Annotated in this window: 13 protein-coding genes; 8 read left to right on the forward strand and 5 right to left on the reverse strand. The window is 72.9% G+C overall.

Going from position 1 to position 12,669, the window contains the following annotated elements; genetic code table 11:
• Positions 1-43 precede the first annotated feature (43 nt).
• From D581_RS0110740 to D581_RS0110750, 3 genes are all read left to right on the forward strand, one after another.
• Entirely contained in the window at positions 44-268 is a 225-nt protein-coding gene (locus tag D581_RS0110740; protein WP_018957233.1) for a DUF6458 family protein, read from the forward strand.
• 216 nt (positions 269-484) lie between these two features.
• Positions 485-3,307, forward strand: coding sequence for a BTAD domain-containing putative transcriptional regulator (locus tag D581_RS0110745; RefSeq protein WP_018957234.1), 2,823 nt, complete (start codon positions 485-487; stop codon positions 3,305-3,307).
• Positions 3,308-3,540: 233 nt separating this feature from the next.
• Positions 3,541-4,275 carry a DUF4232 domain-containing protein gene (locus tag D581_RS0110750; protein ID WP_018957235.1) on the forward strand — a complete coding sequence of 245 codons (735 nt, stop codon included), beginning with the start codon at positions 3,541-3,543 and terminating at the stop codon, positions 4,273-4,275.
• 64 nt (positions 4,276-4,339) lie between these two features.
• Here the strand turns inward: D581_RS0110750 and D581_RS0110755 are convergent, their stop codons facing one another.
• Positions 4,340-6,157 carry an NHL domain-containing thioredoxin family protein gene (locus tag D581_RS0110755; RefSeq protein WP_018957236.1) on the reverse strand — a complete coding sequence of 606 codons (1,818 nt, stop codon included), beginning with the start codon at positions 6,155-6,157 and terminating at the stop codon, positions 4,340-4,342.
• 64 nt (positions 6,158-6,221) lie between these two features.
• Between D581_RS0110755 and D581_RS0110760 the strand changes: the two genes are divergently transcribed.
• Positions 6,222-6,713, forward strand: a complete 492-nt coding sequence (locus D581_RS0110760) for an LURP-one-related/scramblase family protein (protein WP_018957237.1) — start codon at positions 6,222-6,224, stop codon at positions 6,711-6,713.
• Between the two features lie 87 nt (positions 6,714-6,800).
• Here D581_RS0110760 and D581_RS0110765 read toward each other — a convergent pair whose 3' ends face one another.
• Both D581_RS0110765 and D581_RS0110770 read right to left on the reverse strand, forming a co-directional pair.
• The gene (locus D581_RS0110765) at positions 6,801-7,196 is read right to left on the reverse strand and encodes a hypothetical protein (RefSeq protein ID WP_469223247.1); all 396 of its coding nucleotides are present in this window, start codon (positions 7,194-7,196) and stop codon (positions 6,801-6,803) included.
• A gap of 74 nt (positions 7,197-7,270) precedes the next feature.
• Complete coding sequence (locus D581_RS0110770) at positions 7,271-8,062, reverse strand: carbon-nitrogen family hydrolase (RefSeq protein WP_026290401.1); 792 nt, start codon at positions 8,060-8,062, stop codon at positions 7,271-7,273.
• 219 nt (positions 8,063-8,281) lie between these two features.
• Between D581_RS0110770 and D581_RS0110775 the strand changes: the two genes are divergently transcribed.
• On the forward strand, positions 8,282-9,106 hold the full coding sequence (locus D581_RS0110775) for a maleylpyruvate isomerase family mycothiol-dependent enzyme (RefSeq protein WP_018957240.1): 825 nt from the start codon (positions 8,282-8,284) through the stop codon (positions 9,104-9,106).
• 131 nt (positions 9,107-9,237) lie between these two features.
• On the opposite strand, the gene D581_RS0110780 is transcribed toward D581_RS0110775, so the two are convergent.
• Together D581_RS0110780 and D581_RS0110785 are read right to left on the reverse strand one after the other, a co-directional pair.
• The gene (locus D581_RS0110780; protein WP_018957241.1) at positions 9,238-10,545 is read right to left on the reverse strand and encodes an MFS transporter; all 1,308 of its coding nucleotides are present in this window, start codon (positions 10,543-10,545) and stop codon (positions 9,238-9,240) included.
• Positions 10,542-11,225: a GntR family transcriptional regulator gene (locus D581_RS0110785; RefSeq protein ID WP_018957242.1), complete on the reverse strand. Its 684-nt coding sequence runs from the start codon at positions 11,223-11,225 to the stop codon at positions 10,542-10,544. Before D581_RS0110785 ends, D581_RS0110780 begins: the two co-directional genes overlap by 4 nt.
• 59 nt (positions 11,226-11,284) lie before the next feature.
• On the opposite strand from D581_RS0110785, the gene D581_RS1000000139555 reads away from it, so the two are divergent.
• From D581_RS1000000139555 to D581_RS0110800, 3 genes are all read left to right on the forward strand, one after another.
• On the forward strand, positions 11,285-11,446 hold the full coding sequence (locus D581_RS1000000139555; RefSeq protein ID WP_018957243.1) for a hypothetical protein: 162 nt from the start codon (positions 11,285-11,287) through the stop codon (positions 11,444-11,446).
• A 162-nt stretch (positions 11,447-11,608) separates the two neighbouring features.
• On the forward strand, positions 11,609-11,944 hold the full coding sequence (locus tag D581_RS0110795; protein ID WP_018957244.1) for an ArsR/SmtB family transcription factor: 336 nt from the start codon (positions 11,609-11,611) through the stop codon (positions 11,942-11,944).
• On the forward strand, positions 11,944-12,618 hold the full coding sequence (locus tag D581_RS0110800) for a cation efflux transmembrane domain-containing protein (RefSeq protein WP_018957245.1): 675 nt from the start codon (positions 11,944-11,946) through the stop codon (positions 12,616-12,618). Before D581_RS0110795 ends, D581_RS0110800 begins: the two co-directional genes overlap by 1 nt.
• Positions 12,619-12,669: the final 51 nt, after the last annotated feature.

A 12,669-nucleotide genomic window follows, 5' to 3' on the forward strand; every position in this document is an offset into this window, starting at 1 on the left:
TACACCGGCCCGGACTGACCGGGCGGTCGAGGAGGCGTGATTCATGGGACTCGGAGGATGCATTCTGCTGATCGGCGCGGGCGCGATCCTGGCGTTCGCCACCGACTGGCAGATGGACACCGTCAACGTCGACCTGGTCGGCTGGATCATGATGCTCGTCGGCCTCGTGGGGGTCTTCGTCTACATGAGCATCGCGCGGCGCCGCCGTATGGTCGTGCCGCCCACCACCACCACCGTCGTATCGGACGACGAACAGCGCTACCGCTGAGGGCCCGCCCGACGGCCGGCCCGTACCACCGCTGACGGCCCGCACGAAGCTCGGCCCGTACCACCGCTGACGGCCCGCACGACGGCCGGCCCGGGAGACGGCCGAAAGCCGTCACCGGCTCGGCCGGCTCTGCGCGGGACCTGCGGAATCCCCGATATTCTGGGTCGGATCCGCGCCCCCACCGTGGGCGCGTCGCGCCGGGAAGGGGAGCCGCCCGTGGAGTTCCGGCTGCTCGGCACGGTCTCCGTCGAAACGCTCACCGGGCCCCTGCCGCTGGGGCCGGCCAAACGGCGCAGTCTGCTCGCCGCTCTGCTGCTGTCCGCCAACACGCCCGTCTCCATCGGGCGGTTGACGGAATGCCTGTGGGACGACGAGCCGCCGTCCCAGGCCCGTGGCGTCATCCAGGGGCACGTCTCCCGGCTGCGCGCCCTGCTGGCGGGCGCGGACGCGGAGGCGTACGGAGTGGAGCTGGCCACCCTCGGCGACGCGTACGTGCTGCGGGCACCGGAGACGCTGCTGGACTCGCAGCGGTTCGAGGAACTGCTGATGCTGGCACGGGAGCAGCGCGGCCCCGCCGACGCCGTGCTGATGCTCAAGGAGGCCCTGTCCCTGTGGCAGGGCCCCGCGCTCAGCGGGGCGTTCGCCGGGCCGCCGCTCCGGGTGGCCGCGCACGCCCTGGAGGAATCGCGGCTGGCGACGGTCGAGCACCTGTCCCGCGCGTACGGGGCGCTCGGGGAGCACCACCGGGCCGCCGCCCTGTTGACGGCGGAGACGGCGGCGCACCCGCTGCGCGAGTCGCTGGCCGCGGAGCTGATGCTGGCGCTGTTCCGGGCGGGGCGTCAGTCGGAGGCGCTGGACCGTTTCCACCGTACGAGGCGGCTCCTCGCCGACGAGCTGGGCATCGACCCGGGGCACGAGCTCGCCGACGCCTACGCGCTGATCCTGCGCGGCGCCCCCGGGCCGCCCCCGGCCACCGCTCCCCCGGAGGCCGTCGGCCCCTCACCCGGCACCGGTCACTCACCTGCCGTCGGTTCCTCCCCCGCCGCCGGTTCCTCCCCTGTCGCCGGGCCACCCGTTGACGGGGGCCGGACCGGCGCCGGGGGGCCGCCCGGCGGCGAACCGCACCCCGTCGATCTGCTGCCGCGCGCGCCCCGCGGCTTCCACGGGCGCGCCGCCGAACTGGCCGCGCTCAGCCGGTCGGCGGCGGGCGAGGCGCCCGTCTGTCTGGTCACCGGTCCTGCCGGGGTCGGCAAGACCGCGCTGGCCCTCCAGTGGGCGCACCGCAACCCCGCGCTCTTCCCGGACGGGCGGCTCTTCGCCGATCTGCGCGGGTTCAGCACGGCCGGGGAGCCCGCGCTCATCGACGTCCTGCGGGAGTTCCTGCTCGCGCTCGGCGTCTCCCCGCGCCGCGTTCCGGAGTCCGTGCCGGCCGCCGCCGCCCTGTTCCGGTCGCTGACCGCCCGGCGCGGGCTGCTGGTGGTCCTGGACAACGCGCGCGACTCCGCCACCGTCAGGACCCTGCTGCCGGGCGGTGCCGACTGCGTCACGCTGGTCACCAGCCGCCACCGGCTGGAGGGGCTCATCGCCTCGGACGCCGCCCGGCCGGTCCCGCTCGACACCCTGGAGACCGACGACGGCACGGCGCTGCTCGCCGGCGTGCTGGGGGAGGAGCGGGTCCTCGCCGAACCGGTGGCGGCCCGTCGGCTCTCCGAGCTGTGCGGCGGACTGCCCCTCGCCCTGCGCGTCACCGCGGCCCGCCTGGCGGGACGGCCCGGCTGGACGCTGGCCACGCTCGCCGGGGAACTGGCCGACGAGCGCGGTCGGCTGGCGTATCTCGACGTGGACGACACCGGGGTCGCCGCCGCGCTGCGGCTCACCGTCCAGCAGCTGCCGCCCGGGGCCGTCCACCAGCTCGCGCGGCTCGGCCACCACCCGGGCGGCCATTACGATCCGTACGCGGCGGCCGCGCTCGCGGGGACGGACCCGGTCACCGCGCGGGCGGCGCTGGAGCGACTGGCCGCCGCCCACCTCGTCACCGAGACCGCCCCCGGGCGCTGGGTCCTGCACGACCTGGTGCGCCTCTACGCCCGGAGCCTGGACCCGGCGTCCGCGCGCGAGGCCCTGATCGGGGTGCTCGACCACTGCATCGCCACCGCCCTGGCCGCCGCCGACACGGCGGAGCCCGGCGGCGAGCCCTGTTTCGTGCTCCCGGAGGACTACCGCCGGCCCAGCGCCGTACAGGACTTCGCCGACCGTGCGGAGGCGATGCGCTGGCTGGCCACCGAGCGCGAGGACCTGGCGCTGACCGCCGTCGCGGCCCGGGAGGCGGGGCTCGACGACCGGGCCTGGCGGATCATTCTGCTCCAGTGGCCGCAGATGGTGTGGCGGGCGCGGGACGGCTGGTCGCCGCTGCTGGAACTGGCCCTGGAGTCGGCACGCGCGGAGAAGGACGCGTATGCGGAGTCGAGGGTGCGCACCCTGCTGGGCTGGGTGCTGACGGAGGAGGGCCGCACCGCCGAGGCCGCCGCGCTGCTGGAGCGCTCGCCCGCGCTCGCCCGGGAGGCCGACGACCCGCTGGGCGAGGCGACGGCGCTGATCAACCTGGCCGTCGTCCAGGCCGAACTGGGCGAACTGCCCACCGCGCTGGAGAACTGCGCGCGCGCCGCCGAACTGGCCCGCCGGGAGGGCGACCGGCACACAGAGACGCTCGCGCTCCAGCACCTCGCCCGGATGCACCTCACCGCGCACCGCCCCGAGGAGGCCCTCTCCTGTGCCCGGGCCGCGCTCGATCTGGGACCCGAGCACGAGGAGGCGGCGCGCCGCTCCCTGCTGCTGGCCGTCTGCGGCGAGGCCCGACTGGCGCTGGGCGACGAGGAGGACGGCGTACGGCTGCTGGACCGGGCCGCACAGGAGGCGGAGCGGGACGGCTACGACGAGGGGGCCGTACGGGCCCTGGAGGCGCTGCTGCGGGTGTCCGGGCGGGCGGAGTTCCGGCGGCGGCACGACGAGGCGCTGCGACGGCTGGCCGAGGAGAACTGAGCGGAGTTCCGGCCCTGGGGGGCCCGAGCTGGAGTCCGGCCCTGGGGGCCCGAGCTGGAGTTCCGGCCCCGGGGCCCGAGCTGGAGTTCCGGCCCCGGGGCCCGACGTCAGCAGGACGTCAGTGGGACAGCAGCGCTACGTGAGCGGCGGCGGGCAGAGTCGTTGCCGTAAGCCGCTCACGGGCGGGCGTCTTGACCGGTCGTCCGCCTCACCGTCACCTCGGGGGAACCTCCATGCGCACCTTCCGCGACCGCACCACCGTCCTGGCCGCCGCGACCACGGCCGCTCTCGCTCTCACGCTCACCGCCTGCGGTGACGACGGCACCGGCACCCGGTCGGAGGGCCCGGCGACCAGCGACTCCGCGACCGTCGCCGCGTCGGCCGCCGAGTCCGGGAAGACCGGCGACGACGCGGCGGAGTCCGGCACCACGGGCTCCACCGGCGGCGGCACCGGTACCGCGCAGGCCGCGGGCACCACCCAGAGCTCCGACGGCTCCGGAACCACCGGCGGCACGTCCGCCAAGGACTCCGCCCCCAAGGCCTCCGCCCCCCTCTGCACGGCGAAGGGTCTGACGATCACCGCCGAGCGCCAGGACGGCCCGCCGTACACCCACCTCACACTGAGCGCGAAGAACACCTCCGGCGCCGGCTGCGAGATGAAGGGGTACCCGCACATCCACTTCCTGGACAACGCGCGGGGCATCGTCCCGCCCGTCGCCAAGAGCAAGCCGGAGGCCCCGGTGATCCTGGAGCCCGGCCAGTCGGCCCATGTCGCGGTGCGCATGTCCGAGGGCGGCCGGAAGGAGAGCACCGAGACGGTGAAGGAGTTCACGGTCACGCTGAAGGCCAACGGCGGCGGCATGGCGGTCGTGCGGTCCCCCGCCGCCGAGGGCCTCTCCGTCAACCCGCAGAAGTGGGCCACGGGCTACTGGACCACCGAGCTGCGCAACGGCGCCGACGACTTCTAGGCAGAGCGGGCGGGCCGCCCGGACCCCAGAGGCGGCCGGAATGGCGGCCGCCTGGGGGACTGCCTCAGCCCTGCTCGTCCATGCCCGCCAGCACCAGCGGCAGCCGGGGCGTTCCCTCGGCGGTCACGCGGACGGGGACGCCCCAGTCCTGTTGGTGCACATGGCAGGCCGGGTACTCGTTGGCCGGGTCGTCGTCGCAGGACGCCGCCATCGCGGAGACGTGCAGCACGCCCTCGGTGACCCCGTCCGCGAGGACCAGGTCGCGCCCGAGGTCCGCCCCCGTGCCGGAGCCCTCCGCCAGCAGCTCGGGCGGGGTCGCGGAGACCAGCAGCCGGGTCGAGGGGCCGTAGCGGGTGTCCAGCTTCTGGCCCGCGGGCGCCTGGAAGACGACGTCGAGGCGGAGGGTGCCCGGGGCGATCTCGGTCGCGGCCCGCTGGGTGCGGTGCGCCTGGTCGGTGACCCGGACCGCCTCCTCCGGCAGCCGGAGCCGGGTCAGCCGGTGGCGGGCCGACTCGACGACGACCAGATCGCCGTCGACCAGCACCGCGTCGCTGGGCTCGCGGACGTCGGTGGCCAGGGTGGTGACCTCGCCGGAGGCCGGGTCGTACCGGCGCAGGGCGTGGTTGTACGTGTCGCTGATCGCGACGGACCCGTCGGGCAGCGCGGTCACGCCGAGCGGATGCTGGAGGAGCGCCTGGTCGGCGGCCCCGTCGCGGTGGCCGAAGTCGAAGAGGCCGGTGCCGACGGCGGTGCGGACGTGCTGGTCGCGGTCGACCCAGCGCAGCGAGGAGGTCTCCGAGTCGGCGACCCAGAGCCGCTCCCCGTCGGCGGAGACGGCGAGTCCGGACGGCTGGGCGAACCAGGCCTCGGCGGCCGGCCCGTCGACCAGGCCCTCGTTGGTGGTCCCGGCGGCGACGCGTACGGTCGCGCTCTCCGGGTCGTACGTCCACAGCTGGTGCACGCCCGCCATGGCGATCCACAGCCGGTCGCCGAACCAGGCGACGTCCCACGGCGAGGAGAGGTCCACCTCGCGCGCCGGACCGCTGGTCGCCGTCCCCTGCCACCACTGGCGGCCGGTCCCGGCGAGGGTGCTGGTCACGCCGGTCGCGAGGTCCAGGGCGCGGAGGGCGTGGTTGACCGTGTCCGCGACGGCGACCCGGCCGTCGGGGAGCACGGCGAGCCCCTGCGGTTCGCTGAACCGGGCCTCGTCCGGGCCGCCGTCGCGCAGACCGCGTTCGCCCGTGCCGAAGTGGCGGCGCACGGTCTCGCCGTCGGCGTCCAGCTCGACGAGGCGGTGCCGGGTGGTGTCGGAGACCAGGAAGCCCCCGTCCGGCAGGAGCAGCGCCTTGCCGGGGAAGCGCAGATGCGTGGCGACGGGCTCGGGTGCCACGTAGGGGCCGTCACCGCGGCGGAGCGTGCCCTTGGCCCCGTGCTCGGCCTCCAGCTCCTCGACGAGCTTCTCGATGGCGTGCGCGTGGCCCTCGCCCGCGTGCTGGGCGACGACGTAGCCCTCGGGGTCGATCACGACGAGCGTCGGCCAGGCGCGTACGGCGTACTGCTTCCAGGTGGCCAGCTCGGGGTCGTCGAGGACGGGGTGGTGGACCTCGTAGCGCTCGACGGCGTCGACGACGGCCCGGTGCTCGGCCTCGTGGACGAACTTCGGCGAGTGGACGCCGATGATCACCACGGTGTCGCGGTGCTTCTCCTCCAGCTCGCGCAGCTCGTCCAGGACGTGCAGACAGTTCACACAGCAGAACGTCCAGAAGTCGAGGATGACGATGCGTCCCCGCAGGTCAGCGAGGGTGTACTGCCGGTCGCCTGTATTGAGCCAGCCGCCCTTGCCGATGAGTTCGGGAGCGCGGACGCGTGCACGTGATGCCATGCCACCAGTCAACACCTTGACCGCCTGCACGCATTCCGCAGGACCCCGGGGGAACCTGTGACGCATGAGACTTCTCGTACGTGAGCGGCTGTTCGCCATCGGCGACGACTACTGGATCGAGGACGACGGGGGCCGCAAGGTCTTCCTGGTCGACGGCAAGGCGATGCGGCTGCGCGACACCTTCGAGCTGAAGGACGCCGACGGCCGGGTCCTGGTCGAACTGCGGCAGAAGCTGGTCAGCCTGCGCGACACGATGCTCATCGAGCGGGGCGGCGAGGAGCTGGCCAAGGTCAGGCGCAAGCGGCTGTCACTGCTCCGCAACCACTACCGGGTGACGCTGGTGGACGGCACGGAGCTGGACGTCAGCGGCAGGATCCTGGACCGCGAGTTCGCCATCGAGTACGACGGCGAGCTGCTGGCCCAGATCTCGCGCCGCTGGCTGACCCTCCGGGACACGTACGGCATCGACGTCGTCCGGGACGACGCCGACACCGCGCTGCTCATCGCGGTGTCAATGTGCGTGATCGTGCTGTCGGACAAGGAGAACGAGGACTGAGCGCCCGCCCGCGCACGGGTGTTCGTTGTTTCACGTGAAACGTCGGGCACGGGCCGTAAGGTCCCCGAGAGCCGGGGGCGGGGGTGCTCATCCCGCCTGTCGCGCGGCGGCCCGCCGGTCCGCCTGGACGAAGGCGGCCGCCGTGAGGACGACGGTGGCCGCGAAGAAGACCGCGAGCGTCGGGTTGAGCCAGGAAGGGACCACCCCGCTGTTGAACACCCGGCCGTCGGTCGTGTGGCACAGGATCTGCACCGGGAGGTAACTCACCTCGTGCGTCTCCACGTGAGCGCCTTCCGGCACGTTGGGCGCGTACACGCACTGGTGCATGGGCGTCGAGTTCGTTCCCGACCCGACCTCGCTGACCGTGAAGCCCACGAGGAGGAGGCCGAGGAGGTAAAGGACGACCGTGACCGAGGCGGCGAAGATCGCCGTCCCACGGAGCAACGTCGGTTCGGCGGTGCCCTGTTCAGCCATGGAGCTCATGGCGCTCACTGTAGACAGGGCTTCCCCGCCGCCCGCGTCGGCCGCCCGCGTCGGGCACCCGCACCGGGCAGCCCTCAGAGCGGCGGCGCGAGCCCCAGTCGGCGGTCCTTCAGCGCCGGGAACTGCTCCCGGGTCTCGTGCACCTTCGCCGGGTCCAGCTCGACGGTCAGGACCTCCTCGTCCGCGCCCGCCTGGGCCAGCACCTCGCCCCACGGGTCGACGACGATGCTGTGCCCGGCCTGCTGGATGTCGCCGTGGGTGCCCGCCGTCCCGACGGCGAGCACGTACGCCTGGTTCTCCACGGCCCGGGCCTGCGCCAGGAGCGTCCAGTGGGAGCGCCGGCGCTCGGGCCAGCCCGCCGCGACGACCAGCGTCTCGGCGCCCGCGTCGACGAGCCCCCGGAACTGCTCGGGGAAGCGCAGGTCGTAACAGGTGGCGAGGCCCAGGGTGGTGTCGGGCAGGGCGACGGTCACCAACTCCTCGCCCGCGCCCATCATGACCGCCTCGCCCTTGTCGAAGCCGAAGCGGTGGATCTTGCGGTAGACGGCCGTGCGCTCACCCTGGGGCGAGAAGACCAGGCTGGTGTTGTAAAGCGTGCCGTCGTCCGCCCGTTCGACGAAGGAGCCGGCGTGCAGCCAGGTCCCGGCCTCGGCGGCGGCCTTCGCCATCACCTCGTGCGTGGGGCCCTCCAGGGGCTCGGCCTCCGCCTCGAAGGCGGTGTAGGCGAACGCCCCGACCGGCCATAGTTCAGGGAGAACCACCAGGTCAGCGCCCCGCTGAGCGACGACCAAAGAGGCCGCTCGCGCTCTGCGGGCATCGACGGATTCGTCCGGGTCCACTGCGATCTGGATGAGAGAGGCGCGCACACTACCACCGTCCTGGCATTCGAGCCGTCAACACAGGCCTACGATCGTCACACCAAAGCACTGCCGGGGTGCCTGCTCGCAGCGTAACTTGGACCCACCGCCGGTGGGTCCGGCGGTCGAACCTCCCACGCAGCTCGCCGACAGCGCCGTCAGTGCCAGCCCGCCCGCCAGCACTCCTGCTCTCCAGCCCATGCACCGCAGAACCGCACGAGGGGTCCCGTGACCGTCCATCCCAGCCTCCAGCCCTACACCGACGCCGCGACCCACTCCATCGAGGCGATAGCCGAGCTGGTGAAGCCCCTCCCCGAGGGCGAGTGGAACCGCCGAACGCCCTGCCCGGGATGGTCGGTGCGCGACATCGTGTCGCACGTCATCGGCATGGAGTGCGAGATGCTCGGTGATCCCCGGCCGATCCACACCCTGCCGCGCGACCTCTACCACGTGCAGAGCGACTTCGCCCGCTACATGGAGATGCAGGTCGACGTCCGGCGGCACCACACCTCCCCGGAGATCACCTCCGAGCTGGAGTACGTCCTCATCCGCCGGGCCCGCCAGATCCGCAACGAGTCGCGCAGCCCCGAGACCAAGGTCCGCGCGCCGCTGGGCACCGAGCAGACCCTCGAAACCGCGCTGAACCTGCGGGCCTTCGACGTCTGGGTGCACGAGCAGGACCTGCGCGCCACGCTCGGGCAGCCCGGCAACCTGGACTCCCCCGGCGCCCTGATCACCCGCGACATGCTGCTCGCCGGACTGCCGAAGGTGGTCGCCAAGAAGGCCGGCGCCCCCGCGAACTCGGCGGTCGTCTTCGACGTGCACGGGCCGGTGGAGTTCCTGCGGACGGTACGGGTCGACGCGGAGGGCCGCGGTTCCGTGGACGGCGCGCCCTCGCTCGGCCCCGCCGTGACGCTGTCGGTGGACTGGGAGACGTACGTCCGGCTCGCCTGCGGCCGGGTCCGCCACACGGCCGTCGCCGACCGGATCAAGGTCGAGGGCGACCAGGAGCTGGCCACCGCGATCCTGGAAAACTTCGCCGTGACCCCGTGATCTCGTGACTACCTGACCTCGTAACGCCGTGACTACCTGACCCCGTGACCTCGTAACACCGCCCCGGCGCCCCGGCGGCGCCCGTCCCGGACCATGGGCGACGGGCGCGCCGCCGAGCACGAAGGAGACGGCTAAGCCGGTACGTGCACGGCCTCGACGCGGCTCACCACGTGGTGCTCGCGTTCCCTGAGCGCCGCCCGGCGGCGCAGCCGCAGGATCTGGGTGACGCCGAGCGCCTCCAGGACGAAGACCGAGGCGAACGCGGCGCGGTAGTTGTCGCCCGTGGCGTCCAGCAGGACCCCGACCGCGAACAGGGTGGTCATCGAGGCGATGAACCCGCCCATGTTGACGATTCCGGAGGCGGTGCCCTGCCGCTCGGACGGATTGGCCGGCCGGGCGAAGTCGAAGCCGACCATCGAGGCCGGTCCGCAGGCGCCGAGCACCACGCACAGGACGACCAGCAGCCACATCGGCGTGTGGTCGGCCGGGTAGAAGATCGCGGACGCCCAGAGCAGGGCCGTCGTGGCCACCGTGCCCAGCGCGATGGGGACCCGTGCCTCGTGGTGGCGGGCGATGATCTGCCCGTAGACGAGCCCCACCACCATGTTGGACAGCACCACCAGGGTGAGCAGCGTGCCCGCCGTGGCCCGGCTCAGCCCCTGCGCCTCGACCAGGAACGGCATCCCCCACAGCAGCAGGAACACCATCGCCGGGAACTGGGTGGTGAAGTGCACCCACATCCCGAGCCGGGTCCCCGGCTCCCGCCAGGCAGCGGCGATCTGCCGGCGGACGTACGCGGCCCCGGCGTGCTCGGCGGGCGGCGGCTCGTGGCCCTCGGGGTGGTCCCTGAGGAACAGCAGGAGCGGCACCAGCACCAGGACACCGGCCAGCGAGCTGCCGACGAACGTCGCGGTCCAGCCGTAGCTGTGCAGCGCCCGCGCGATGAACAGCGTCGAGACGAGGTTGCCCGCCATCCCGAACAGCGCCGCGACCTGACCGATCAGCGGTCCGCGCCGGGCCGGGAACCAGCGGCTGCCGAGCCGCAGCACGCTGATGAACGTCATCGCGTCGCCGCAGCCGAGCAGCGCGCGGGCCGCCAGCGCCATGCCGTACGACGGGGAGAGCGCGAAGCTCAGCTGCCCGACGGTGAAGAGAACGGCCCCGATGGTGAGGACCTTCTTGGTGCCGAGCCGGTCGACCATCAGGCCGACGGGTATCTGCATGCCCGCGTAGACGAGGAGCTGGAGGATCGAGAACGTGGAGAGCGCGGAGGCGTTGACCTCGAACCGGTCGGCGGCGTCGAGTCCGGCGACGCCCAGGCTCGTACGGAAGATGATCGCGACGAAGTAGACGGCGACACCGATGCCCCAGATCCAGCCGGCACGCCGGCCGCCGGGCGGGTCACCGGGCAGCGAGAGCGTGGGGGCGGCCGAACTCACCGGTCCTCACCCCGCACCAGCACCCGCACCCGGCCGACATGACGGCGCACGACCAGGGCCGCCCCTTCGGCGTCCCCGGCGCGGATCGCGTCCAGCAGCTCACCGTGCTCGGTGATGTTGGCCTCGATCCTGCCCGGGTGGGCCTCCATCACCGCGACGCCCATCCGCAGCTGGCGGTCGCGCAGCTGGTCGTAGAGGCGGGAGAGGATCTCGTTGCCGGCGTTCTTCACGATCTCGGCGTGGAAACAGCGGTCCTTGACCGCCACGGCGGCCAGGTCCCCGGCCTCCGCCAACTGCCGCTGCTCCTCCAGGAGCTGTTCCAGCCGGGCGATCAACTGCGGCGAAGCGGGCACCACCTTGCGCGCGGCGAACTCCTCGACCAGCAGCCGGGTCTCCACCACGTCCTTGATCTCCTGCGCGGAGACGGCGAGCACGAGGGCGCCCTTCTTCGGGTAGAGCTTGATCAGCCCCTCGACCTCCAGCCGCAGCAGCGCCTCGCGCACCGGCGTCCGCGAGACGCCGACCGCGTCCGCGAGATCCCCTTCGGTGAGCAGGGTCCCGCCCTCGTAGCGGCGGTCGAGGACGGCTTCCTTGATGTGCGTGTAGACGCGCTCGGCGGCGGGCGGGCGCTTGAGGGAGGCGGTCGGCGGCTGTACGGGGGCGGAGGGTGCGGCAGGCATGCGCACATCATAGATACAACATGCACGCATGAGGAGCGGCGTCCGGATTCTGGACCGGCGTGCGGCTGCCCGCGCCGCGCGTGCTCAACGAGGTCGAGTGGGACGCTGCCCATCTCCGGGCCCCGGTGGACGGCGGCAGCACCGGAAGCAGCCTGATCGAGCACGCCTGCAACAAGCTCGGCTGCGGTGACCTCAACATCCTCATCGAGCGGGACCGGTAGCTCGCCCGTACGTCCGGAACACGGGCCACGATCTGGACGCTCGACGAACTCCTCTCCTCCTACGCCTGACGGAGGGTATCCGGCTGTGCCGTGCAGGAACTCCACCAGCCAGGCCAACAGTTCACACTTCCCTGAATTCAGAGATCGCTGTACTGTCAGCCCATGCTGACCGCCGCTTCCGACATCGAGGTGCTCGCGCGGTTCGGCCGCGCGCTCGCCGATCCGATCCGCTGCCGCCTGCTGCTCGCGCTCCGCGAGGCGCCGGCGTACCCCTCCGACCTCGCCGACGCCCTGGGCATCTCGCGTACCCGGCTCTCCAACCACCTGGCCTGCCTGCGCGACTGCGGCCTCGTCGTCACCGTGCCGGACGGCCGCCGGACGCGCTACGAACTGGCCGACGAACGCCTCGGCAGCGCCCTGGACGACCTGCGTTCCGCAGTGGTGGCCGTCGAGTCGGACCGCACCTGCCCGGACGCGGAGACGAAGGGCTGCTGCTGATGACCACGCTCTCCCTCGGCCCCTCCCCGGCCCGCCGGGACGCGCTCGCCCGCCGGATACGGCTCCTGGTCGCGGTCACCATCGCCTACAACGTCATCGAGGCGGCGGTGGCCCTCACCGCCGGAACGATGGCCTCCTCCAGCGCCCTGATCGGCTTCGGCCTGGACTCCGTCATCGAGGTCTCCTCCGCCGCCGCCGTGGCCTGGCAGTTCTCCGCCCGGGAGCACGCGGTGCGCGAGAGCAGGGAAAGGACCACCCTCCGGATCATCTCCGTATCTTTCTTCGCGCTCGCCGCGTACGTAGCCGTCGACGCGGTCCGGACGCTGGCCGGGACCGGCGAGGCCGAACCGTCCCCCCTTGGCATCGTCATCGCCGCGCTCTCGCTGGCGGTCATGCCGTTCCTGTCGGCCGCCCAGCGGCGGGCGGGACGCGAGATCGGATCCGCCTCCGCCGTCGCGGACTCCAAGCAGACCCTGCTGTGCACGTACCTGTCGGCCGTCCTGCTGGTCGGACTGCTCCTCAACGCCACGCTCGGCTGGACCTGGGCCGACCCGGTCGCCGCCCTCGCCATCGCCGGCCTCGCCGTCAAGGAGGGGAGCGAGGCCTGGCGAGGCAAGGGCTGCTGCGCCCCGACAGCTCATGGTCAAGCCTGCGCAAATTCACCCGATCAGTAACACATCCATTGCCCGCTCTCAGGAGTCTCACCTCCGAGCGGCACCCTTATG

It is taken from the genome of Streptomyces sp. CNB091 (assembly GCF_000377965.1).

Coding starts and splice junctions, on each gene's coding strand:
- D581_RS0110740 (WP_018957233.1), top strand. CDS start 44: ATGGGACTCGGAGGATGCATTCTGCTGATCGGCGCGGGCGCGATCCTG.
- D581_RS0110765 (WP_469223247.1), bottom strand. CDS start 7,196: ATGAGCTCCATGGCTGAACAGGGCACCGCCGAACCGACGTTGCTCCGT.
- D581_RS0110760 (WP_018957237.1), top strand. CDS start 6,222: ATGAGACTTCTCGTACGTGAGCGGCTGTTCGCCATCGGCGACGACTAC.
- D581_RS0110800 (WP_018957245.1), top strand. CDS start 11,944: ATGACCACGCTCTCCCTCGGCCCCTCCCCGGCCCGCCGGGACGCGCTC.
- D581_RS0110795 (WP_018957244.1), top strand. CDS start 11,609: ATGCTGACCGCCGCTTCCGACATCGAGGTGCTCGCGCGGTTCGGCCGC.
- D581_RS0110755 (WP_018957236.1), bottom strand. CDS start 6,157: ATGGCATCACGTGCACGCGTCCGCGCTCCCGAACTCATCGGCAAGGGC.
- D581_RS0110750 (WP_018957235.1), top strand. CDS start 3,541: ATGCGCACCTTCCGCGACCGCACCACCGTCCTGGCCGCCGCGACCACG.
- D581_RS0110785 (WP_018957242.1), bottom strand. CDS start 11,225: ATGCCTGCCGCACCCTCCGCCCCCGTACAGCCGCCGACCGCCTCCCTC.